This is a genomic window from Mesorhizobium sp. J18 (assembly GCF_007829525.1).
Lineage (GTDB): Bacteria > Pseudomonadota > Alphaproteobacteria > Rhizobiales > Rhizobiaceae > VLJP01.
The window spans coordinates 6,068-29,019 of the sequence record NZ_VLJP01000039.1; the positions used below are offsets into that span (position 1 = coordinate 6,068).

Annotated in this window: 23 protein-coding genes and 1 pseudogene; 14 read left to right on the forward strand and 10 right to left on the reverse strand. The window is 64.9% G+C overall.

Annotation, left to right across the window (positions count from 1 at the left end):
- The first annotated feature begins 104 nt into the window (after positions 1-104).
- The 6 genes from L598_RS14525 (at position 105) to L598_RS14545 (ending at position 6,437) form a co-directional block, all read left to right on the forward strand.
- Positions 105-3,857 (forward strand): glycoside hydrolase TIM-barrel-like domain-containing protein, encoded by a 3,753-nt coding sequence (locus L598_RS14525; RefSeq protein ID WP_210245002.1) that lies wholly within the window; start codon positions 105-107, stop codon positions 3,855-3,857.
- The gene (locus tag L598_RS21625; protein WP_210245003.1) at positions 3,797-4,024 is read left to right on the forward strand and encodes a hypothetical protein; all 228 of its coding nucleotides are present in this window, start codon (positions 3,797-3,799) and stop codon (positions 4,022-4,024) included. The genes L598_RS14525 and L598_RS21625 overlap by 61 nt, the downstream gene beginning before the upstream one ends.
- A 9-nt stretch (positions 4,025-4,033) precedes the next feature.
- Complete coding sequence (locus L598_RS14530; RefSeq protein WP_144863616.1) at positions 4,034-5,110, forward strand: DUF2793 domain-containing protein; 1,077 nt, start codon at positions 4,034-4,036, stop codon at positions 5,108-5,110.
- A gap of 20 nt (positions 5,111-5,130) precedes the next feature.
- Positions 5,131-5,418 carry a DUF6127 family protein gene (locus tag L598_RS14535; RefSeq protein WP_068282935.1) on the forward strand — a complete coding sequence of 96 codons (288 nt, stop codon included), beginning with the start codon at positions 5,131-5,133 and terminating at the stop codon, positions 5,416-5,418.
- A gap of 90 nt (positions 5,419-5,508) precedes the next feature.
- The gene (locus tag L598_RS14540; protein WP_144863618.1) at positions 5,509-6,183 is read left to right on the forward strand and encodes a D-Ala-D-Ala carboxypeptidase family metallohydrolase; all 675 of its coding nucleotides are present in this window, start codon (positions 5,509-5,511) and stop codon (positions 6,181-6,183) included.
- Entirely contained in the window at positions 6,180-6,437 is a 258-nt protein-coding gene (locus L598_RS14545) for a hypothetical protein (RefSeq protein WP_144863620.1), read from the forward strand. The genes L598_RS14540 and L598_RS14545 overlap by 4 nt, the downstream gene beginning before the upstream one ends.
- Positions 6,438-6,594: 157 nt before the next feature.
- On the opposite strand, the pseudogene L598_RS21805 reads toward L598_RS14545, so the two are convergent.
- From L598_RS21805 to L598_RS14595, 9 genes and pseudogenes are all read right to left on the reverse strand, one after another.
- Positions 6,595-6,996: pseudogene (locus tag L598_RS21805) on the reverse strand (cation:proton antiporter); the annotation flags it as partial.
- Positions 6,997-7,005: 9 nt separating this feature from the next.
- Positions 7,006-7,428: a thioredoxin TrxC gene (gene trxC / locus L598_RS14560; protein ID WP_123194506.1), complete on the reverse strand. Its 423-nt coding sequence runs from the start codon at positions 7,426-7,428 to the stop codon at positions 7,006-7,008.
- A gap of 52 nt (positions 7,429-7,480) precedes the next feature.
- A complete protein-coding gene (locus tag L598_RS14565; protein WP_144863624.1) occupies positions 7,481-8,323 on the reverse strand; it encodes an ATP-dependent Clp protease proteolytic subunit in 843 nt (280 codons plus the stop codon).
- Positions 8,314-9,000, reverse strand: a complete 687-nt coding sequence (locus tag L598_RS14570) for a rhomboid family intramembrane serine protease (protein WP_246658762.1) — start codon at positions 8,998-9,000, stop codon at positions 8,314-8,316. The genes L598_RS14565 and L598_RS14570 overlap by 10 nt, the downstream gene beginning before the upstream one ends.
- Before the next feature lie 99 nt (positions 9,001-9,099).
- A complete protein-coding gene (locus L598_RS14575; RefSeq protein WP_144863628.1) occupies positions 9,100-9,624 on the reverse strand; it encodes an NADH dehydrogenase ubiquinone Fe-S protein 4 in 525 nt (174 codons plus the stop codon).
- Positions 9,625-9,674: 50 nt separating this feature from the next.
- Positions 9,675-10,814: a flagellar biosynthesis protein FliA gene (locus L598_RS14580; RefSeq protein ID WP_144863630.1), complete on the reverse strand. Its 1,140-nt coding sequence runs from the start codon at positions 10,812-10,814 to the stop codon at positions 9,675-9,677.
- 78 nt (positions 10,815-10,892) lie between these two features.
- A complete protein-coding gene (locus L598_RS14585) occupies positions 10,893-13,799 on the reverse strand; it encodes an AAA family ATPase (RefSeq protein ID WP_144863633.1) in 2,907 nt (968 codons plus the stop codon).
- 63 nt (positions 13,800-13,862) lie between these two features.
- Positions 13,863-15,695, reverse strand: coding sequence for an ATP-dependent zinc metalloprotease FtsH (ftsH, locus tag L598_RS14590; protein ID WP_144863635.1), 1,833 nt, complete (start codon positions 15,693-15,695; stop codon positions 13,863-13,865).
- Positions 15,696-15,711: 16 nt separating this feature from the next.
- Positions 15,712-16,140, reverse strand: coding sequence for a MarR family transcriptional regulator (locus L598_RS14595; RefSeq protein ID WP_144863637.1), 429 nt, complete (start codon positions 16,138-16,140; stop codon positions 15,712-15,714).
- 201 nt (positions 16,141-16,341) lie between these two features.
- Between L598_RS14595 and L598_RS14600 the strand changes: the two genes are divergently transcribed.
- From L598_RS14600 to tcmP, 8 genes are all read left to right on the forward strand, one after another.
- On the forward strand, positions 16,342-16,767 hold the full coding sequence (locus L598_RS14600) for an Hsp20/alpha crystallin family protein (protein ID WP_036751099.1): 426 nt from the start codon (positions 16,342-16,344) through the stop codon (positions 16,765-16,767).
- Positions 16,768-16,781: 14 nt separating this feature from the next.
- Entirely contained in the window at positions 16,782-17,180 is a 399-nt protein-coding gene (locus L598_RS14605) for an Hsp20/alpha crystallin family protein (protein ID WP_144863638.1), read from the forward strand.
- Between the two features lie 20 nt (positions 17,181-17,200).
- On the forward strand, positions 17,201-17,692 hold the full coding sequence (locus L598_RS14610; RefSeq protein WP_144863640.1) for an Hsp20/alpha crystallin family protein: 492 nt from the start codon (positions 17,201-17,203) through the stop codon (positions 17,690-17,692).
- 115 nt (positions 17,693-17,807) lie between these two features.
- Complete coding sequence (locus L598_RS14615; protein WP_144863642.1) at positions 17,808-18,299, forward strand: phosphate-starvation-inducible PsiE family protein; 492 nt, start codon at positions 17,808-17,810, stop codon at positions 18,297-18,299.
- Positions 18,296-19,414, forward strand: coding sequence for a trypsin-like peptidase domain-containing protein (locus L598_RS14620; RefSeq protein ID WP_144863644.1), 1,119 nt, complete (start codon positions 18,296-18,298; stop codon positions 19,412-19,414). The genes L598_RS14615 and L598_RS14620 overlap by 4 nt, the downstream gene beginning before the upstream one ends.
- A gap of 10 nt (positions 19,415-19,424) precedes the next feature.
- Positions 19,425-20,369 (forward strand): zinc metalloprotease HtpX, encoded by a 945-nt coding sequence (locus tag L598_RS14625; protein WP_144863645.1) that lies wholly within the window; start codon positions 19,425-19,427, stop codon positions 20,367-20,369.
- A gap of 474 nt (positions 20,370-20,843) precedes the next feature.
- Complete coding sequence (locus tag L598_RS14630) at positions 20,844-21,599, forward strand: phage Gp37/Gp68 family protein (RefSeq protein WP_144863647.1); 756 nt, start codon at positions 20,844-20,846, stop codon at positions 21,597-21,599.
- Positions 21,596-22,474, forward strand: coding sequence for a three-Cys-motif partner protein TcmP (tcmP, locus tag L598_RS14635; RefSeq protein ID WP_144863649.1), 879 nt, complete (start codon positions 21,596-21,598; stop codon positions 22,472-22,474). Before L598_RS14630 ends, tcmP begins: the two co-directional genes overlap by 4 nt.
- Here tcmP and L598_RS14640 read toward each other — a convergent pair.
- Entirely contained in the window at positions 22,464-22,895 is a 432-nt protein-coding gene (locus L598_RS14640; protein ID WP_144863651.1) for a hypothetical protein, read from the reverse strand. The genes tcmP and L598_RS14640 overlap by 11 nt on opposite strands.
- Positions 22,896-22,952: the final 57 nt, after the last annotated feature.

Consider the following 22,952-nt stretch of genomic DNA (forward strand, 5'->3'; position numbering starts at 1 on the left):
TCGCCTTCGCCTTCCTGTTCCCGCAACGCTGAGACCCCGGCGGCGCGATCCTCGGCGTCAGCGCCGCGACCATCGGCGGCTTCATCGGCTCCAGCATCGGCTCGGTGGTCGACAGCTGGATCATCTCGTCGCTGGCGCCCACCCAGCGCATCGAGGGCGCGCGTCTCGACACGCTGCGGATCACCTCGGCCACCGAGGGCGCGGTGATCCCGCGGCTCTATGGCCGGATGCGGATGGGCGGCAACATCATCTGGGCGACGGATTTCCGCGAGGAGACCAAGACCACCACGCAGGGCGGCGGCAAGGGCGGCGGAGGCGGCAAGGTCAAGACCACCGAGTATCTGTACTATGCGAGCTTCGCCGTCGCCTTGTGCGAGGGCCCGATCACCGGCATCGGCCGCATCTGGGCCGACGGCAAGCCGATGGACCTCTCCGGCGTCACCTGGCGCTGGTATCCCGGCGACGAGGCGCAAACGGCGGATCCATTCATCGCCGCGAAGATGGGCGCGGCCAGCACGCCTGCCTATCGCGGCACCGCCTATGTCGTCTTCGAGGAACTGGCGCTCTCGGCCTACGGCAACCGACTGCCGCAGCTCTCCTTCGAGGTGTTCCGGCCGCTCGCCGATCCCGACACCGCCGAGGGGCTGACCCGCGCCGTCACCATGATCCCGGCCTCGGGCGAGTTCACCTATGCCACGCAGGCGATCCGCAAGACCGATGGCGGCGCTGTGCAGGCGGAGAACCTGAACGCTCTGGCCGAATCCACCGACATGGTCGAAGCGCTGGACCGGCTGCAGGCGATGGCGCCGGCGGTCCAGAGCGTCAGCCTTGTCGTGGCGTGGTTCGGCGACGACCTGCGGGCAGGCTCCTGCAAGGTGCGGCCCGGCGTCGAAGTCTCGGCCAAGTCGACCACGCCCGCCAGCTGGGCGGTGAACGGTGTGAGCCGCGCCAACGCCTTCCTCGTCAGCCGGGACGATCAGGATCGGCCGGTCTATGGCGGCACGCCCGCCGACTTCGCTGTGGTGCAGGCGATCCAGGAGATGAAGGCCCGCGGGCTGCGCGTCACCTTCTATCCCTTCATCCTGATGGACGTGCCGCCCGGCAACACGCTGCCGAACCCGTATTCCGACAACGCCACCGAGATCGGCCAGCCTGCCTTCCCCTGGCGCGGCCGGATCACCTGTTCACCCGCGGCGGGTTTCGCGGGGACCGTGGACAAGACCGCCACGGCGGCAAGCCAGGTCGCGGCGCTGTTCGGCGCGGCCACGCCCGCCAGCTTCAGCGTCTCGGGTGAGTCGGTCTCCTGGACCGGGCCCTCCGGCGACTGGGGCCTGCGGCGCATGGTGCTGCACTACGCCCATCTCTGCGCGGCGGCGGGCGGGGTCGACGCCTTCCTGATCGGGACCGAGATGCCGGGGCTGACGACGATCCGCTCGAGCGCCAGCACCTATCCGGCGGTGCAGGCCTATCGGGACCTGCTCGCCGATGTCCGCTCGATCCTCGGGCCGGGCACCAGGATCGGTTATGCGGCGGACTGGTCGGAGTATTTCGGGCACCAGCCGGGAGATGGCAGCGGCGACGTGTTCTTTCACCTCGACCCGCTCTGGGCGGACTCGGAGATCGATTTCATCGGGATCGACAACTACATGCCGCTGTCGGACTGGCGCGATGGCTTCGAACATGCCGACGCGGCCGAGGGCTGGCCCGCGATCTACGACCGGGCCTACCTGCAGGGGAACATCGCAGGCGGCGAAGGCTTCGACTGGTTCTATACCTCGGCCTCAGATCGGTCGGCACAGGTCCGCACCCCGATCACCGACGGTGCTGCGGGCAAGCCGTGGGTCTTCCGCTACAAGGATCTGCGCGCCTGGTGGTCGAACGCGCACTACAACCGCCCAGGCGGGGTGGAGAGCGGCACGCCGACGGCATGGGCGCCGGAGTCGAAGCCGATCTGGTTCACCGAGCTCGGCTGTCCCGCCATCGACCGGGGCACCAACCAGCCGAACGTCTTCTTCGATCCGAAGTCGTCGGAGAGCTTCACGCCACATTTCTCGCGGGGCTGGCGCGATGACGCGATCCAGCGGGCCTATCTCGAGGCGACATATCTCTGGTGGGGCGAGGCCGCGAACAACCTGCTGTCCTCGGTCTACGGCGGCCGGATGGTGCACGTCCCCGAATGCGCCGCCTGGACCTGGGACGCGCGGCCCTATCCGTTCTTTCCGGCGCTGACCGACGTCTGGACGGACGGCGCGAACTGGCGGCTTGGGCATTGGCTGACCGGGCGTCTCGGCGCGGTGTCGCTGGCCGCACTGGTCCGGCACCTCTGCCTGCGCGCCGGGCTGCCCGAGTCCCGGGTCGACGTCTCCGGCCTCTGGGGTGCGGTCGAGGGTTACGCCATCACCGCGCTGGAAAGCCCGCGCGCCTCGATCACCACACTGTCGCGGCATTTCGGCTTCGACGCGGTGGAGACCGAGGGCGTTATCCGGTTCGTCATGCGCGGGCGGGCGTCCGTCGCCACCCTCGCGCCCGACGATCTGGTGGCCGGTCGTGAAGGCGACGTGCTGGAACTGACGCGCGGCCAGGAGACCGAACTGCCGCAGGCGCTGAAGTGGCAGGTCGCCCGCGCCGACGAGGATTACGACGCGGCCCTCGTCGAGGCGCGGCGCATAACGGTGGACACGACGCGGATCGCCTCGGAGTCCTTCCCGATGGCTGTGCCACCCGAGGAGGCCGAGCGCCGCTGCCGTCGCGCGTTGATGGAGGCGTGGGTGGGGCGCGAGACCGCGGCCTTCCGTCTGCCGCCCTCGCGCCTCGCCCTCGATCCGGCCGACGCGATCCGACTCGCGCATGACGGACGGCTGGTCGATCTGCGGCTCGTCTCCATCGCCGACGCCGAGGCGCGCGGCATCGAGGCGGTTCGCCAGGACCGGGCGACCTACGACCTGCCGCCCGGCGATCCCCGCGCAGCCTCACTGACGCGCGCGGTGGTGTTCGGCGCGCCGGATGCGGTGCTGATGGACCTGCCGCAGCTGACCGAGGACCAGCCCGAGCATCGACCGTTTGTCGCCGCGCACGCCGTTCCCTGGCCGGGCGAGATGGCGGTCTTCCGCAGCCCATCGACGGACGGGTTCGAACTGCTGACCACCGCTCAGTCCCGCGCCCGGATGGGGGCACTGGTCTCCGACTTCTACCCGGGCCCCACCTCGCGCTTCGACCTTGGCAATGCGCTGGTGGTCGATCTGCTGACCGGCACGCTGGAGAGCGTCACCGACCTGACGCTGTTTGGCGGAGCGAACGCGCTGGCCATCGAGAGCGCGCCGGGGGTGTGGGAGATCGTGCAGGCGAGCACGGCCGAGCTGCTCGCGCCCGGCCGGTGCGGCACCGAAAGCGCCATGGGCAATCCGGCGCCCGCNGCGCGCCGGGGGTGTGGGAGATCGTGCAGGCGAGCACGGCGACCCGGCTCCTGCGCGGCCAGCGCGGCACCGAAAGCGCCATGGGCAATCCGGCGCCCGCAGGCGCGCGAGTCGTGGTGCTGGACGCGTCGCTCGCGTCCCTGCCGATCGCTGAGGCTGATCTCGGCATCCCGTGGAACTGGCGCATCGGCCCCGCGAGCCGCCCGGTCAGCGACGAGACCTATGTCGCGCAGGCTTTTACGCCCGAGGGCGTCGGACTGCGGCCGTTCTCCGTCGCCCATGTCGAACAGCCGTGGCGTCGCCCCCGCACGTCCGGCGATCTCACCATCCGCTGGACGCGCAGGTCCCGCGCGCTGGCGGCCGACAGCTGGGGCGGGCTTGAGGTGCCGCTGGCCGAGGAGCTGGAGGCCTACGAGGTCGAGCTCCTCGACGGCGCTGCCGTGAAGCGGGTGCTGAGCACGACCACGACCAGCGCGGTCTACACGGCCGCTCAGCAGAGCGCCGACTGGGGCGCGCCGCTCGGCCCCAGCGACACGCTCGACATACGCATCTTCCAGCTCTCCGCCCTCGCCGGGCGGGGCGCGCCCAAGATCGTCACGCTCACCTTCTGAGGCCATCCCATGTCCGACGTCACGACCCATCTCATGCTGCCGTACATCCTGGCGGCGCAGGCCCAGAAGCACGTCACCCACAACGAGGCGCTGCGGATCCTCGACGGGCTCGTCCAGCTCTCCGTCCTGGACCGGGATCTGACGGCGCCGCCCGGTTCTCCCACTGATGGCGACCGCTACATCGTCGCCTCGGGCGCAACCGGCGACTGGGCGGGGTGGGACCTCAACGTCGCGCTCTGGACCGACGGCGCCTGGCTGCGCCTGCCGCCCCGCAACGGCTGGCGGGCATGGGTCGAGGACGAAGGTCTGCTGCTCGTTTATGACGGCGCGAGCTGGATCGGCACCACGCCCGCGGCGCTGCAAAACATGGCGCTGCTGGGTGTCGGCACGACAGCGGATGCCTCGAACCCGTTCTCGGCCAAGCTGAACGCTGCGCTCTGGACCGCGAAAACCGTGGCCGAGGGCGGCACCGGCGATCTGTTCTACACCATGAACAAGGAGGCCGCCGCAGACGATCTCGGGCTGACCCTGCAGACCGGCTTCGTGACCAAGGCGCTGGTTGGGCTGTTCGGCTCCGACCGCTTTCGGCTCGCGGTCTCTGCTGACGGCAGCACCTTCTTCGACGGGCTGTGCGTCGACAACGCCACCGGCGTCGTCGATCAGCCCCGGCTGCCGCGCTTCAAGGCATACACCAACTACGACAACTATGTTGGAGTGGGGGCCTGGACGAAGATTGGCCTGAACAACACCGACTACAACGACCAAGGCGCGTTCGACGCCGCGAACAACCACTTCGTGGCGCCCGTGGATGGCACTTACCTCTTCGGCGCCACGCTGCTCTACAAGGTCAATTCCAGCACGACCGCGCGTATGCGGGGGCGGCTCGTTCTGAACGGCACAACCGAAATCCGCGGCTCCTTCGGGGAGATCTCCGCCACCCACGTCTCGCTCGCCACCACGATCTGGCTGCAGACCATGGTCCCGCTGACGGCAGGCGATACCGTCGAACTGCAGGGGTATTTCCGGGTCGCGGACGGCTACTTCGCCGCCGATCACACGTCCTTCTGGGGCTGCAAGATCGGCTGAGCAGTGGAAGGAGGATCCCGATGACACCACCCCGATCCGACGGCTTCGTCCGCATGCCCGACGCCGAATTCGAGGCGATCCTGACCCGGGCCGCAGAGGAAGGCGCGAAGCGCGCGCTCGCCGATGTCGGTCTCGACGGCGACGAGGCCGCGCTCGACATCCGCGATCTCCGCTCGCTCGTCGACTGCATCCGCCTGGTGCGCCGCACCGCCATGCAGACGGCCGTCCGCATGATCACAACCGGCGTCATGCTGGCGCTGCTCGCGGGCATCGCCATCAAGCTCAAGATCTTCGGCGGCAGCCCGTAGCCGCGCCCCCATCCCCATTCATCAGTTCGCAATCACCCGCCCTCGAGGCGGCCGCCCTCGAGGCGGTTTTTTTTTGTTTCGGAGAACCCCATGACCACGACCTTCTACGACCACTGGCGCGACGTCCCCGTGAGCAGCTGGCGCTGGCCCAACTTCTCGCCAGCCGAGATCGCCTGCCGGGGCACTGGCAAGCTGCTGATCAACGAGCCCGCGCTCGACAAGCTGCAGGCGCTGCGCGACCGGCTGGGCAAGCCGCTGATCGTGCGTTCCGCCTATCGCAGCCCCGAGCACAACCGCGCCGTCGGCGGCGCCACGCGGTCGAAGCATCTCGACGGCGCCGCCTTCGATATCGCCATGGCGAACCACGACCCAGCGGCCTTCGAGGCGGCGGCGCGGGAGGTCGGATTCCTCGGCTTCGGCTTCTATCCGCGCTCGGGGTTCATCCATGTCGACGTCGGGCCCGCGCGCCAGTGGGGCGAGCGGTTCCCGGTCCGGGCGACGGCATTTGCAGCCGAGACGCCGCCCGCGCGCGAGGTGCTGGCTGACAGCCGCACCATGAAGGGCGGCGGCGCAGCCGGTGTGGCGACGCTGGGTGCCGCCGGGGTCGAGGTGGCTCAGAGCGTCCTGGCGGAGACCCAGTCCGCGATCCTGCCGCTCGTGCCGTATCTCGACACACTGCGCTGGGTGTTCATCGCGGTGGCGCTCGCCGGCATCGCGGTCACGATCTACGCTCGGCTCGACGATTGGAAGAAGGGGCTGCGATGATCACCGCGCTCCTGACCGGGTTCGCCGCCCGCCCGTGCATGCGGGTAGCTCTGCGCTACGGCGCCATCGCGTTCGCCGTGCTCCTGTTCCTGCTTTCGCTTCGGCGCTCCGGGGGGCGAGCGGGACGCCTCGCCGAACGCCTTGAAACCATGGAGAAGGCCAATGACGTCCAACGTCGGATGCTGGAAGCGGCGGCTCGCCGTCCTCGCGATCACCACGAGCTTGCTGAACGGATGCGGGACGGTTCGTTCTGAGCATGGCAGGCTCACGACTTGCCCGCCCGTGGTCGAGTATGGCCGGGAGTTCCAGGCGCGGGCAGCCGACGAGCTCAATCTGCTGCCGGAGGGAAGCGTTCGCGTTTGCGAGCACCTTGAGGCACATGGCCGTGGATGACATGGCAACGGCCCCGCCGATGAGGATTGCGGGGACGGGCGCAAGATCGAAGATCAGACTCGCTACCAACGACACCGTTATCGTCGTGACTGCAACCTGCACAGCTCCAAGACCGAAGACATGCTTCCTGAGCGTTACAAGCTTCTCGAACGAGAATTCCAGGCCAAGAGCGAACAGCAGGAGTACAACTCCGATCTCGCCAATGCTGCTCAGGGCAGCGTTCTCGGCAATCAGGCCGAGGCCGGCAGGTCCGATGACTATGCCGGAAAGAATGTAACCGACAATGCTGGGCACGCTGATCCGTGAACATATCGTCACGAGCACGAACGCGGCAAAGACCAACAAGGCCGCACTTTCGACAAATCCGGTCACGCCATGTATGTTCTTCTCCTGATGGCATGGCGCAGGGAAGGCCAACACCTGTAAACTCTAGACGTGCGAGCGTGCCCACTGCGCAATCTGGACGGCGGACATTGCGCCGCTCGTCCTCGCGATCTCGTTGCCGCTTTTGAACAGGATCATAGTGGGGATGCTGCGGATCCCGTGGCGGCTGGCGATTTTCTGTTCGGCTTCCGTATCGAGCTTACCAAGGCGGAAATTTGGCTCGAGCGACTGCGCCGCCGCCTCGAATTGGGGCGCCATCATCTTGCATGGCCCGCACCACTCAGCCCAGAAATCGACCAGCAATGGCAGTTCGGCATTCGCATGACGGTCAAAATTAGTCGCTGTAAGCGTGACGGGCCTGCCTTGAAAGAGGGGCGCGCCGCAGCGTCCGCAATTGGGATTATCGGTCAGGCGCTCTTGCGGCACTCTGTTGGTGGAATTGCAGTGCGGGCAAGCGACCGTGGGCATCCTGTATCCTTTCGTTGACGAGCCGGTCCTGGCGGCCGGCTCATGCAAGCATTCAGCGCGTGGACATGGCGCGGCGCGCCTCTCGTTGCCGCGGCTCGGGCAGGTATTCCACGCCACCGCCCTGGCGCCGAACCGGCTGCGGATAGAGGGTCATCAGCTCCAGTATTTCCTTGGGCATGTCCGTTCCAACGGGCAGGCCCATGTCGCGGGCCTCGTCGGCAGAGATGGGATAGTCGTGGGTCCAGGTGCCCGTCGCCAGCTTCGCCGCCACGGACGCTGCGCGGTTCTCGTCCATCTTGTCGGACAGCAGACGTTTCGCGAATGCCTCGATCTGCGCAATGGCCTTGCGACCGACATCGGCCATGATCAGGGTCTGGTCGTCGATCTCGGCGATGGGTTTCTCCTCGACGACCTTGATGAGCGAGGCAGCAGGCAACTGGCCAAGTTGCGGATCGACGGGTCCCAGCACGGAGTGTTCGCACATCACGATCTCGTCGGCAGCGAGTGCGATCAGCGTGCCACCGGACATCGCGTAATGTGGCACGAACACTGTGACCTTGCCCTTGTGTCCCTGAATGGCGCGGGCAATCTGTGTTGCCGCCAGCACAAGGCCACCCGGTGTGTGCAGCACGATGTCGAGCGGCACTTCGTCGTCGGTCATCTGGATCGCGCGCAGGACTTCCTCCGAGTCGTTGACGTCGATGTAACGCATTAGAGGGAATCCCAGCAGGTTCATCGTCTCCTGTCGATGGATCAGCAGGATGACGCGACTGGCGCGTTTCTTCTCGATCTGGGCGATCTTGCGTGTGCGCATCGCCTCAAGATAGCGGCGCTGGAGAACCGGCTGCAGCGCCGAAATGATGAAGAACAGCCAGAAAAGCTGCATTATGTCCATGGACCTTGTCCCCCTTCCCGTCGGCCATCCGGCAGAAAGCCATAGATGCCCTCGTCGCGATAATAATGGCGATAGGTGGCTGCCCGCCTTCGCAGGAGTGGCGTGACAATCCAACCGGCGAGAAACCCGCCGATATGCGCCCACCAGGCGATCCCGCCCGTGGCCTGATCGCCGCCGAGCGACAGAAAGCCGGGAATGACCTGCATGAAGAACCAGATCATTGCGAAAATGAACGCGCGCACTTCGAAGAACAGCGGAATGAACAGAATCGGCACGATCACCACCAGCCGAGCCGCCGGAAACATGCGTGCGTAGCAACCGATCACGCCCGCGATCGCCCCCGACGCGCCAAGCGCGGGAACGACCGAGTCCGGGTTCGCCAGCGCGTGAGCCAGTCCGGCCGCAACACCACAGAACAGATAGAACAACGTGAATCTACCCGGTCCGAGCCGATCTTCGACGGCGGGGCCGAAGATCCAGAGCGTCCACATGTTCAAGATGAGGTGCAGCCAGCCCCCGTGCAGGAAGATATTGGTCAGGAATGGGGTCCAGTCGGACGGGGCGACGAGGCTCAGCTGTCCGAAGAAGCGCGAGGGCACCAGCGCGAACTCGAACAGGAACCAGTCCAGCACGCGCGGCGGCAGGCTGGTCTGATAGAGAAACGCGACGACGTTCATGCCGATGACCGCCCATACGATGACGGGCGGGTAGCGGCGCGCGACGCTGTCAAGATAGGGAAACAAGCCGCAGATCCTCGCTCGCGCTGGCCATTCCGTTCATTGTTCTTTCCCGGCTATCGTCACGCCCGTCCAGGCCGGCGGATCGGAGGCCGGGAAGGATTCGAGCGAGGCTTCGAGCACCGGATCGAATTCGGCCTGTTCTTGCGACGACAGGTCCACCGTGCCTTTCTCCTCGACCGCGCGCCGGAGGCGGTGATCCGTGCGACCCCGATCCAGGCGGGACGGTATGCGAAAGGCGTCCGGGGCGTCGGCTCCCTTGTAGAGGCGATGCCGCTCCTCTCCCCGCCAGCGGGCAGGCGCATGCTGGTGAGCTGTGTCCTCACGCACGAAATAGCGCCAGTCCTGCCGCTCCGCGAATTCGACCGCGCTTTCGCGGTCAGGGAATTTCAGCCGGAGCGGACGATAGGGATCGTCGCTGGAGGTATATCCCATCAGCGGCTCGATTTGGGGCGGGCGCGACGGTTCGAATTCCAGTATCCAGTCGTTGGGCCGCGGCGCCGATGTCATCGCGGAACGAGCCGGCCGGTAGATGATCGCCGTCGGAACGTCCCACGACCTCATATCGGTCCCGGGTATCTTCGGCGGAAAGGGTGGACGATTGTGACCGCGCATCATGGTGCTACCCCTCGGTTGTCTCCCAGAAAAGCGTGTTCCAGCCGGGCGCGATCCCGCAGGGGCTGGGGAATTCGCGACCCTTTCTGATGAGCACTGTCAAACAGCGCATGAACGGTATCGGAAGACTGACCTGAGTCGCGCAGTTTATCGCGAAGATAATCGCGCGCCGCTTGGGCGATCCGGGTCACGTCGTCTTCGGGAATGCCGAGAACCGAGGAGGCCGTTTCAAGCGGGGTGTCGTTCAGGTCGACAAGAAACAGAACCCTGCGCCATAGCGCCGGCAGACCGGCGATCGCCCGGTGAAGGGCCAGCCCGTCCTGCCGTTTCGCGACCGCCGTTTCGGGGTCGTCCCCGCCGTCGTCGGCGATGAGCTCCTCGAGCAGCAGCACGTCGTCGGGCTGGTAGAACTCGAACATCTCCTCGTCCGACTCGATGGGTTCCTCGGCCGGAGTCTCGGGTTTCGCGTCGATCGAGGCGGCGTCCTCCGGCACCGCGCGGCGCGCGGCGCGCGCCTCGGCCTCGATGGTCTCGAAAGCCAGTTTCAGCAGCCAGTCGCCTATGGAAAACTCGGTGGGCCGCTGCTCGAACCTTTCCAGTCCCTTGAGGATCGTCGCATCGACAAGATCGCGAACGCTGAGGTAACCCTCCGGCACAGATCCGCTGCATTCGAGATAGGTCAACTCGCGCCTGACGGTGTCGTAGACCGTATCGAGATGATCCTCGATCAGGTCGAAGAAGAGTTGGCGCCGCTCCGCCTCCGCCGCATCCCGCGCGGGCGGCAGCGGGGCGCCGATCCGGCGCCGGCGGGCGGGACGCTTGTACTCCGGCTCGTGCTTGAGGCGCGCCACATGCCGATCGACCTGGTGGCGCAGGTCGGCAAAGGCCTTGCGCAGGACCGGCTCGATCTCGAACCCCTCTTCCTGCGCCGCGATCACGCCCGATGGCAGTTGCAGGCGCAGGCCGCCTTTGATGCGCGTCTTGCCCCTCGTCTGCGAGGCGACGACTTCGAGCCGGACGAGATTCTCGCGGAAGCGTATAAGATGCGGTTCAAGTTGCCGCACCTCTTCCTCGATGACCTCAGGCGCGCGCTGTTGGCCGTGCCGGTCAAGATTGCGAAATGCTCTGATGACTTCCATGCCGCGGATCCTTCCTGCAACCCTCCGACGAAATGGGCCGGCGCGACCGTCATCGCGCCGGGCCAGTCCTTCGCAAAGTCACCCGGCGGATTTGTCGTCCTTGGACTGCACCTCATCCTTGGCCTCGGCCGGGACGTCGGGCGTCGGAGCGTGCGCCTTTTCTTGGGCAACTTTGCCGGACTCGTCGATCCCGGCCTTGGCCTGATCGTCCGGGCTGTCGTCACCGGTGTCCTTTGCGATCTTTTCGAACACGACCTTCTGCTCGTCCGCCGACCAGGCGACGCGGACCTTGTCACCATCCTCGATCCGCCCGGAGAGCATCTCGCGAGCCAACTCGGTCTCCAGCTCCGACCGGATCAGCCGGCGCAGCTCGCGGGCGCCGAATTCGGGGCGGAAGCCGACCGCGCCGAAGTGATCCACGACGCTCACGTCGAACTCGAGCTCGACGCCCTGGCCGAGGGCGGTCCGTTTCACCCGGTTCAGCTGCAACCCCACGATCTGGCGGATTTCCGACTGGTTCAGCGAGTGGAAGACGATGATCTCGTCGATCCGGTTGATGAACTCTGGCCGGAAATGACCGCGCAACACCTCCATCAGCTCGGACTTCTGCTTTGCCTCGTCGAACTCCTTGGTGCCGCGCTTCTTGAGGTTGCGCTGGATGATGTCCGAACCGAGGTTCGACGTGGCGATGATGATGGTGTTGGTGAAGTCCACCACGCGCCCCTTGCCGTCGGTCAGCCGACCGTCGTCGAACACCTGCAACAGAATGTTGTAGACATCCGGGTGCGCCTTCTCGATCTCGTCGAGCAGCACGACCGAGTAGGGCCGACGGCGCACCTTCTCGGTCAGTTGCCCGCCTTCGTCGTATCCGACGTAGCCGGGAGGCGCGCCCACCAGCCGGGCGACCGAGTGGCGCTCGCCGTACTCGGACATGTCGATGCGGATGATTGCGTCCTGATCGCCAAAGATTACTTCGGCGAGCGTCTTGGCCAGTTCCGTCTTGCCAACCCCGGTCGGCCCGAGGAAGAGGAATGTCGCGGTCGGGCCGCGTCCCTCGCGCAGTCCTGCGCGCGCCAGGCGCACCGCATCCGCCACGGCGCGGATGGCCTCTTCTTGGCCGATGACGCGCTCGTGCAGCTTCTCCTCGAGCTTGAGGAGCTTGTCTTTCTCCTCGGTGGTCAGCTCAGTGACCGGAACGCCGGTGATCTTCGAGACGATCTGCGCGACATGATCGGCGCGCACCTCGGCGGTGGCGGAGGCCTGGTCGCGCTTCCAAATCTCCAGAAGCTCGTCCAGTTCCTTCTGCTTCTGTTCGAGTTCCTTCTTCAATTCCGCTGCCCGGTCGAATTGCTTGCGGGCTGCGGCATAGTCCTGCTCGCGCTTGATCTGCGCGACCTCGGCCTCCAGCTCCTGGACGTCCACGGGGCGCGCTGTGGCGCTGATCTTCACACGTGCGGCGGCCTGATCGATCAGGTCGATCGCCTTGTCAGGCATGAAACGGCCAGTGATGTAGCGGTCCGAAAGCTCGGCCGCCGCGACGATGGCCTCGTCGGTGATCGTCACCTTGTGGTGCGCCTCCAGCGTGTCGCGCAGACCGCGCAGGATCATGATGACCTGAGCCACCGTAGGCTCCTCGACATAGACCGGCTGGAAGCGACGTTCGAGTGCTGCGTCCTTCTCGATGTATTTCTGGTACTCGTTGAGCGTTGTCGCGCCGATCAGGTTCAGCTCGCCCCGCGCCAGCGCCGGCTTGAAGGTGTTGGCGATGTCTAGACCGCCTTCGCCACCGCCCTGACCGGCGCCGACGATGGTATGGATCTCGTCGATGAACAGGATCAGACTGTCCTTCTCCTCGGTGATCTCCTTGAGGATCTTCTGCACCCGCTCCTCGAACTCGCCCCGATACTTCGACCCGGCCACCATCGAGTTGATGTTGAGTTCGACCAGCCGCTTGTCGCGCAGCGCCTCTGGCACTTCCCCTGCGACGATCCGTTGTGCAAGTCCCTCGACGATGGCGGTCTTGCCCACGCCAGGCTCGCCGATCAGCACCGGGTTGTTCTTTTTCCGGCGGGCCAGCACTTCGATCGTCGTCTCGATCTCACGGGCGCGGCCGATGACGGGATCGAGCTTGCCCTCGCGGGCGAGCTTCGTCAGGTCACGGCTGAACTGGTCCAGATCGGGCGTGCTGGAAGGCGCCTCCACGCGGCCTTCCTCGGCTCCCTTGCCCACGACCTTGGTCACCTGCTGGCGAAGCGCCTGCGGCGTGAGGCCGTACTTGCGCAGGATAGACGCGGCCAGGCCCTCGCCCTCCTCGGCGAGGCCGATCAGCAGATGCTCGGGGCCGACATAGGAATGGCCGAGTTCGTTCGAGGCGATGAAGGCCCGGTTCAGCGCGTCCTTCAGGCGAGGACTGACGCCGATTTCGCCCTCCGTCTTGGCCTCTCCACGCTTCGCTTCCTTCTCGATCTGGCGCCGCAGATCGTCCACATCGACCTTGAACTGTTCCAGGATCGTCTTGACGACGTCGGACGAGGTCAATGCCAAAAGCAAATGTTCGGTATCGACCTCGCTGCGCCCGAACTCTCCGGCCTTCTGTGCGGCATCCTGCAACAGCTTGTTGCCCTGTTCGCTCAGCCGGTCAGCGATGGTGCGTCCACCGCCGCGCCGCGATCCACGCCGCGGGGCACCCTCACCGAAAGTGGCGTCGACGACATCGTCATCGCCGTCACCCATGGAGCCGAGCGTGCCGCCCCGCAGCGGGCTGTCGCCGAGAAGGCTGCCGAAACCGCTATCGCCGAAGAATTCGTCGAAAAGGGAATGCCGCCCGAACAGGGACTCCAGCGGCGATGCGCTGCGGCCCGACCGGCGCACCATTTCACGGTAGTGCTGATCGCACAGCTCCATGTTCTGAACTCTGCCGTTCACCGAAGCGCGCACGCGCGCCGTCGCCGGGCGACCGCAAATATCGCAAGTTCCATTTGCCATTTTTGCTCTCCGTTTCTTTATCCAGTCAGGGTTGTCCGCCGATCATCTGCGTCAGTTACGGCGTCACGCAGCGACCGCTTCCGTTCTTTTCACCTGGGACCCAATTGCCACCAGATCGGGCTCGTCCAGTGTCTCGCGTTGCAGGAGATCCTGCGCCGATTGCTCGAGCAGCGCCCGGTTGGCTTCGAGAAGCGAGAGGGTGCGCTTGAACACGCCATCCACGATGTCGCGCACCTTCGCGTCCATCCGCTCGGCAGTGGCGTCGCTGTAGCGGCGGTTCAGCCACGACGACTGGTCGCCGGTGCCGAGAAAGCCGGGCCGATCGGTGTCGTAGCTGACATGCCCGAGGTCTTCGTCCATCCCGTACCGCGCGACCATGGCGCGGGCGATATCGGTAGCCTTGACCAGATCGTCGGCCGCCCCGGTCGAGAGGTGGTCGTAGACGATCTTCTCGGCCGCGCGCCCGCCGAGGAGGACGGCGATCTTGTTCTCCAGCTCCTCGCGCGTCATCAGGAAGCGGTCCTCGGTCGGGCGCTGGATGGTGTAGCCGAGCGCGCCGATGCCGCGCGGGATGATCGAGACCTTGTGCACCGGATCCGTGCCGGGCAGAGCCATCGCCACCAGCGCGTGCCCCATCTCGTGATGCGCCACGATCTCGCGTTCGCGCGGATTGAGCACGCGGTTCTTCTTTTCCAACCCTGCGATGATGCGCTCGACGGCATTGTTGAAGTCGTCCATCGTCACCGCATCCGCCTTGCGGCGCGTGGCGAGCAATGCTGCCTCGTTGACGAGATTGGCGAGGTCCGCCCCGGAAAAGCCGGGTGTAAGCGCTGCGACCTTCTCGGCATCGACGTCCGGGGCGAGCTTCACCTTTTTCATGTGAACGCCGAGAATCTGCACACGTCCCTTCTTATCCGGCCGATCCACCAGCACCTGCCGGTCGAAGCGTCCCGCACGCAGCAGCGCGGGGTCGAGGATCTCTGGTCGGTTGGTGGCGGCCAGGAGCACGATGCCCACCGAAGGGTCGAAGCCGTCGAGCTCGGTCAGAAGCTGGTTCAGCGTCTGCTCACGCTCATCGTGGCCGCCAGCGATCTGGCCGGAGGAGCGCGCCCGCCCGAGAGCGTCGAGTTCGTCGATGAAGATGATCGCCGGCGCGGATTTCCGGGCCTGCTCGAACAGGTCGCGCACCCGTGCGGCACCGACGCCCACGAACATCTCGACGAACTCCGATCCCGAGATCGAAAAGAAAATCACGCCCGCCTCACCCGCCACCGCGCGGGCCAGCAGCGTCTTGCCGGTGCCCGGCGGCCCAACGAGCAATATGCCTTTGGGGATATGTGCGCCCAGCTTTCCGTATTCGGCGGGGTTCCTGAGGAACTCCACGACCTCCTCGAGCTCGGCCTTGGCCTCGTCCACGCCGGCCACGTCGGCGAAGCTGACGCCGGTTTCTTTTTCCATGTAAACTTTGGCCTTGCTGCGGCCGACCTGCATGAACCCGCCGAAGCCCTGCTTGTCGGCGAACTTGCGGAACAGCAGCATCCAGATTCCGAAGAAGACAAGCGCTGGCGCTACCCAGGAAATCAGCGTGCCGAGAAAAGTGTTTTGCGGAACGCCAGTGATCTCGATACCTGACCGGTCTATCCGCTCCAGGATTGCGGGATTCACTACGGTCGTCACAAACTGCTTCTTGCCGTCGACCGGTTCGGCGAAGGTGCCTGTGATAGTGTCTGCCCCGACCGCGACAGAGGAAATTTTCCCGTCAGCGAGATACTTCTCGAACTGGCTGTAGCTGATCGGCGCGACGGATTGCCAGCCGGCGATCAGGTTCTGGATGAAAAGCACGGCTATGAAAGCCACCACCCAGTACCAGATGTTGTATTCGGTCTTCCTTTCCATACCTATTCGCCCCCCTCTAGCGTAAAAGCCGCGACTTGATCCGCTCGAGCAGCGCCAGCAGAATGCGCCTTTCGTCCGCCGACAGATCCTGCAGGATTTCATCTTCGAGCGCCGACTGCCGCGGCGCGAGTTCCTCCAGCATCGCCCTGGCCTTAGGTGTTGCCGTGACGATCTGCGACCGCCGGTCGTCGGGCGAGGGCCACCGCTCGACCCAACCGCCCTGTACCATGCGATCGACGAGCTGGCCCGCAGTGGCCCGGCCTACCTCCAGCCGCCCGGCCAGATCGCCGATGGTCAGCCCGGGCGAATCCTCGACATGTGTCGCCGCCATCCAGGACAGGCGGGTCAGGCCGCTGTCGCCGATCTCGTTGTCGATCCGCTGCTGGATGAGCTGCGCGACCCGGTGGATCGTCGTCCCGATCAGGGCAAGATCAGAAGAGATCATGGGTATCCTTCCTCCACTGCATGAGAAACAGGATAGACTGCTCTCCATCCAAGGCGCAATGCATGCACCATATATGCTTGCATAATAAATGGGACCGCCTATCTTGATAGGCGGTCTCCGAACCCACATCCGGCCGGCACCGTTGCCCGGTCCGTCCATGCCGACGGTTCGGGGGCATCGATCAGCAACAGGAGGCCAGCAATGCTCTACCCGACATATCTGCGCCGCAGCGATCCCTTCGCGCTGATGCGCTCCATGATGCGCGATCTCGACCGTGGTTTCTGGCCGCCGTCCCGCGCGGCGTTCCCGGCGGTGAATGTCTGGCAAGGCCCTGAGGCCGTTGGAGTCACCGCTGAACTTCCCGGCATCGAACCGGGCGACATTGAGATTTCGGTCAAGGACAGCGTCCTGACCCTTTCGGGCGAACGCAAGGCGCCCGAGGTTCCCGACGGTGCGCGCTGGCACCGCAACGAACGCGGTTACGGCAGGTTTTCCCGCGCTATCCGCCTGCCGTTCGCGACCTCGGATGACAAGGTCGAGGCGAGGATGACGAACGGCGTATTGCGGATCGTCATCTCCCGGCCCGAGGAAGAAAAGCCGAAGAAAATCGAGATCAAGGCAGCCTGAGAAGAGCTGGCACGATGAGCACCGACATCACGCAAGCCGCCGAAAAGACGCCGACCGACTCGCCCGAAACCACCGGCGACGGACGCATCTACCGCCCGTTGACCGATATCGTCGAGACCGATCAGGGCGTCTCCATGATGCTTGAAATGCCTGGGGTCGCTCCCGATGCGGTCGAAATCACGCTCGAAAATCGCGTGTTGACGATCCGCGGCAAGGTTGACCCGGTGCGGCCGGAAAACCTCGAACTTGCCCATGCCGAATATGGCGAGGGCGATTTCGAGCGTGCCTTCACGCTTTCCGAGGACTTCGACCCCGACAGGATCGAAGCCGAGATGCGTGGCGGCGTCCTCACCCTGACGCTCCCCCGAGCCCCTGAAGCGCAGCCGAAAAGGATCGTCGTCAAGGGCGCCTGAAAACCGAAGGAGACCATATCATGCAGATCAAAGACTTCATTCCCTGGGCGCGCAAGGACGGCGCGCCAGATGCCAAGAGCGGCGAAGACAACCCGATCGCGACACTCCAGCGCGAAATGAACCATGTGTTCGAGAACTTCTGGAACAAGGTCGGTCATTTCGAATGGCCCTGGGGCAGCGGCGAAGCCAAATCCGACATGGTCGAGACCGACAACGCGATCGAAGTGTCGATCGAGCTGCCGGGCATGGAGATGAAGGACATCGAGGTGACAGTTAACGATGACATGTTGACTGTGAAGGGGGAGAAAAAGATCGAGCGCAAAGAGGAGAAGAAGGGATACTATCTCTCCGAGCGCAGCTACGGCGCGATCTACCGGACAATTCCGCTCCCTCCCGGTGTGGATGGCGAAAAGGCGCAGGCATCCTTCAAGAACGGGGTTCTGACGATCAAGCTGCCCCAGACTCCCGAGGCGCAGGCGAAGGTCAAGCGCATTGAGGTCAAGAACGGCTGATTTGCCACATTGGGTGTCGCAGGTTTGCGGCGTCCCCTCCGCTCCTTGCGATATCGCACCGTCTGGAGAAGCCCCGGGGAGCTTGTCTCTCCGGGGCGGCCTTCGAGAGGCAATCATGAAAGACTTGCAACGATCCGGGCTGACCCGTGAACAATGGTCGGCGATGACGCTCTACGAGAAGTTCGAGCAAGTTGTCATCTTCGTCCTCAGCGTCATCATTGCGGCGATCGTCGTGGCGTCGGTCTGGGCGCTGATGCGCGAAGTCGTGAACCGCCTGGTTCTGGGGGCATTCGACACTCTCGATTACGCCACCTTCCAGGTGGTGTTCGGCATGATCTTCACCGTGGTGATCGCGCTCGAGTTCAAGCGCTCCCTTCTTGTTGCGACCGAACGCAGCTTCGGGATCCTCCAAGTCCGCACGATCGTGCTGATCGCGCTCCTCGCCGTCGCGCGCAAATTCATCATCCTGGACCTCGGCGAGACGGAGCCGGCAAAGATTGCCGCACTCGCCGCCGCAGCGCTTGCACTGGGCGCTGTCCACTGGCTGGTGCGCGATCAGGACCGGCGCGAGCAGCACCATGCCGGAACGGCGGCAGGCGGGCGATGAGCGGGGGCTTCCATGCGCGGCTCGTTGCGGCGACCGCGGCCGCGCTCGTCCTGATGGTGGCCTGGCAGAGCCTGCCGATCCTCCAGTCCGCCATCCTCGGCCGCTTCGCCGAACCGCGCACCGTAGCGCCGCGGGGCGATCTGGCCGCCTCCGAACAGAGCACCATCGCGATTTTCGAAGCCGCCCGCGACAGCGTCGTCTTCATCACCACGGCCGAACGGGTGATCGACCCCTGGACCCGCAACGCCTATGACATCCCGCGCGGCAACGGCTCGGGCTTCGTCTGGGACGAGCTCGGCCACGTGGTGACGAACAACCATGTCATCGCCGGGGCGAGCGGCGCGACCGTGCGCCTGGCCGACGGCCGCGCCTATCCCGCGCGACTGGTCGGCCGCGCCCCCGAGCACGACCTTGCCGTCCTGCACATCGGGGTGGGCGCGGACCGGCCGCCGCCGATCCCCATTGGCACCAGCGGCGATCTGCGCGTGGGCCAGAGCGTCCTTGCCATCGGAAATCCCTTCGGGCTCGACTGGACGATGACGACAGGCATCGTCTCTGCCCTCGGTCGCGAGCTTCCGGGCGAGGGCGGACCGCCGATCCGGGGCCTGATCCAGACCGACGCGGCGATCAACCCCGGCAATTCGGGCGGACCGCTGATCGACAGCGCCGGGCGGCTCATCGGCGTCAACACCGCCATCTTCAGCCCCTCGGGCGGCAGCGCCGGGATCGGCTTCGCGGTGCCGGTCGATACCGTCAACCGGGTGGTGCCGCAGCTGATCGCGCGCGGCCGCTATGACCCGCCGCGGCTGGGCATCCTGACCGATCCCCGCATCGATGCTATGATCGCGCGCGAGGGCGGGTCTGGTGCTCTGGTCCTTGGTGTGGAACCGGATAGCCCCGCAGCCAGTACCGGGCTGATCCCGGCGCGGGTGTCCCAGGACGGACTGATCGTCGTAGGTGACCGTATCGTCGGTCTCGGCGCCTCGAGGATAGGTGATTCGCGGGATTTATTCGCTGCTCTCGAAGAGTATCGGCCGGGTGACAGGGTCGAGTTGCACATCCAGCGCGGCGCACAGCTCCTGCGTCTCGAGATCACGCTTCGCCAGCCGATGTAGGACGGGCGACATGACGACCATGCTGATCCGGCACCGGCTGTTGAACCTTGTCCAGTCTGCGCTTCTGCTGACCCTCATGGCGGCCATCGCCTGGGTATCGGTGACTGCGGTCCTCGGTGCGCAGGCCGGTCTCCTCGCGGCGCTCGGCATGCTCCTGGGCCTCGCGTTCGCGCCCGACCTCTCGCGGCGGATGCTGATGTCGGCCTACCGGGCGCAGCGCCTGACCGCACGTGAGGCGCCGGGCCTCGTCGCCACCCTCGCCGAACTGGCGCGCCGCGCCGGCCTGCCGCGCATCCCCGCGCTCTATCGCGTGCCGAGCTCCCTGCCCAACGCCTTCGCCATGGGCAGCCCCGAGGACAGCGCGATCTGCGTCACCGACGGGCTGCTCGGGCTACTTGACGGGCGCGAACTGGCCGGTGTGCTGGCCCACGAGGTCGGCCATGTCGCCAATCGCGATCTCTGGCTCATGGGGCTGGCGGATGTAATGTCGAGGCTCGTGTCTCTGGCAAGCTGGATCGGACAGTTCCTGCTGATCCTCAACCTGCCCCTTGTCCTTGTCGGCGCCGTCCATGTGCCCTGGCACATCGTGCTGCTGCTCATCCTTGCCCCCACCCTGATGACGCTTGTCCAGCTTGGCCTGTCTCGGACCCGCGAATATGATGCCGACCGGGCCGCGGCCGAGCTGACCGGCGACCCGGAAGGCCTCGTTCGCGCGTTGCGCAAGCTCGACCGTCAGCTCGGCCGCTTCTGGGAAGAGATCCTGCTTCCCGGGAGGCGGATGCCCGATCCATCGCTGCTTCGGACGCATCCGCCGACCGACAGCCGGATCCGCAGGCTCCGCGAACTGGCCGCGCGCAGGACGGCCCCGATCCCGCCCCTCGCAGACTTTCCGAGCGACAGGTTTCGTGCGCCGAAGACGGCGCCCCGCTTCCGAAGCTTCGGCCTCTACTGGTAGGAGACGGCAGCGGTCCGTCTTTCCCTGTGACGGCCAGCGATGGCAAAGAAGCAGAGAAGGTTGGATATCAGACCCATCCCCTCCGCCATTATCTTGTAGCGAACCAAAGATGAGGCTCCCGTTGGGGGCCTTTTTCTTTTTGTCTCAAAGGCGTTTAGCCGAGACGCCCGAACCTCGGAGACTGGCGCCGGGTCCAATTTCCGTCTCTGAACGGCCCTCCGTCTCTAACCGAGCGAACCTTGTCCGGTCCGGTTCGGTTTCGCGAAGGGCAGCGTTTCCAAGGGGTCTCGCAGGTCGCTCAACAATGTATTCAGCGGGCTTTCTTCCGGTTGGCTTCGCGAACGAGAGAACGCAAGGTGGGCGTTCGGGCGCGCAGTAAAGCGCAGTGTGCGCGTCCGAATGCTCAGAAGCTATGAAGACAGGATTCCATCACTGGCCACAATCGGTTAGGGTAAACGTCAAAGGGCAATAGGCATGGCGCAGAAATCTGAAATCGAGTGGACGGACGCGACATGGAACCCGGTGACCGGCTGCAGCAAGGTCGGCCCAGGTTGCGACAACTGCTATGCTGAGCGCTTCGCGGAACGCTGGCGCGGTGTTCCAGGCCACCCTTACGAACAGGGCTTTGACCTGACGCTTTGGCCATCACGTCTCAAGCAGCCTTCACTGTGGAAGAAGCCTCGGATGATCTTTGTCAACTCGATGAGTGATCTCTTCCATAAAGACATCGATCGGACATTCATCGACCGTGTGTTCGATGCCATGGAGCACGCAGACTGGCACGTCTATCAGGTGCTCACCAAGCGCAGTTCGCTCATGCGCGATTATCTTCGCAAGCGGTACGATGGGGGACGAGTTCCGACCCACATCTGGCTTGGTGTCTCAGTTGAGGATGCAGCGCACACCAGCCGGATCAACCACTTGAAGCAGATCAACTCGGAGGCGCGCTTTATTTCGTTCGAGCCTCTCTTGGGGCGGATCGAAGAAGTGGACCTGCGGGGCATCGCTTGGGCTATCATTGGCGGCGAGAGCGGCCCTGGTGCCCGACCAATGCAAGCTGATTGGGCACGCCGGCTTCGCGAAATTTGCGATCGCGACGGAGTAGCCTTCTTTTTTAAGCAGTGGGGCGGAGCCCGGCCGAAATCAGGTGGCAGATTGCTTGATGGTGAAGAGTGGAACGGGTTTCCTTGGAAGATCGTTCCAAAATCAATCCTGGCCGAGCTGGCATGAAGAAGGGCCACCGGGAAAATACCGTTGGACCTTGGGCGGCGGCTAAGCTGGACGCGTTGGAGGCTTATCTCAAGTTCTACGGCACGGCGCTCAGCAAGCAACCATTCACCCGTGTTTACATAGATGCCTTTGCGGGGGCCTGCGTCACAAAGGTACGCGTCAATGACGCTGCAAGCGAACCGAGCCCATTTTTCGACGATTTGGACGATACAACGGCCCAAGCCGAATTTATCTTGGGGTCACCTGTTAGAGCGTTGAGTGTGCCGAACGGGTTCCATCAGCACTACTTTTTCGATCTTGATGAGACTCGTGCGGAGACCCTGCGCGACCTTGTGAAAGGTAAAGATGGCGTGAAAGTGCAGGTGGGCGATTGTAACCCACTCATTCGTCAGCTCGCACCGTCCCTTAAAAAGCGGAACCTGCGCGGGATTGCCTTCCTCGATCCGTACGGCGCGCATCTCGAATGGACGACGCTCGAGGCGTTGGCCGATACAGGCACCATGGAAGTCGTGATCAACTTTCCGGTCGCAATGGCGATCAACCGGCTGATTACTCGATCTGGCGACGTGCCCGAAAAGTGGAGCGATCAGTTGACAGCATGCTTCGGGACAGACGAATGGCGCAAGGTCGCATATAGCCGCGAAACCGATCTGTTCGGGAATGAAGTGACGACAAAAAACGGAGGCGTGGCTGAGCGCCTGCTCGACCTTTATGTGCGGCGCTTGAAAGAGTTGTTTGCTCACGTAGCAACACCCCGCCTTATTCGCAACACGCGGAAGGCGCCACTCTATTATCTGCTCTGGGCTGGACCGAATAAACTTGGCCTAAAGGGAGCGGAATACATCCTTCGACAAGGCGAGAAAGTCAGGGCCTGAGGGAGCATCTGTTTTGGCTCTCGGGAGAAGCCAATCGTCCATCAAAAACCATTCCCATCTGCTCCGCCCACGGCCGGTCGGCGACCGCAACGAGGTCGTTCAGCGAAAGCGCCGGTGGCACGCGCCTGATGACGAGGTGTTCGAGCACCTCCGGCGACAGATAGGCGAGCCGCATCATTCGACTTACGAACCGGTCGGAGACCTTCTCGGCCGCAGCGATATCCTGAATGGTGGAAGCGGCACCGGATTCCAGCTGCCGCCGCCAGTTCCAAGCGCGGGCGATRGCGCGCAGCACATGAGGGTCTTGCGACCGGCCGTCCCGGACTGTCACCTCGTCGGGCGGGAGGATCTTCGGCCGCCCATTGCGTTTGCGGATCGTCAGGGGGATGACGACGCGGATAGTGTTCGTCGAGTCGGTCATGCGTGGGCCTCCGTCTGGCGGGTGGCCATCATGTCCCGCAGGACCGAGCCCAGCCCC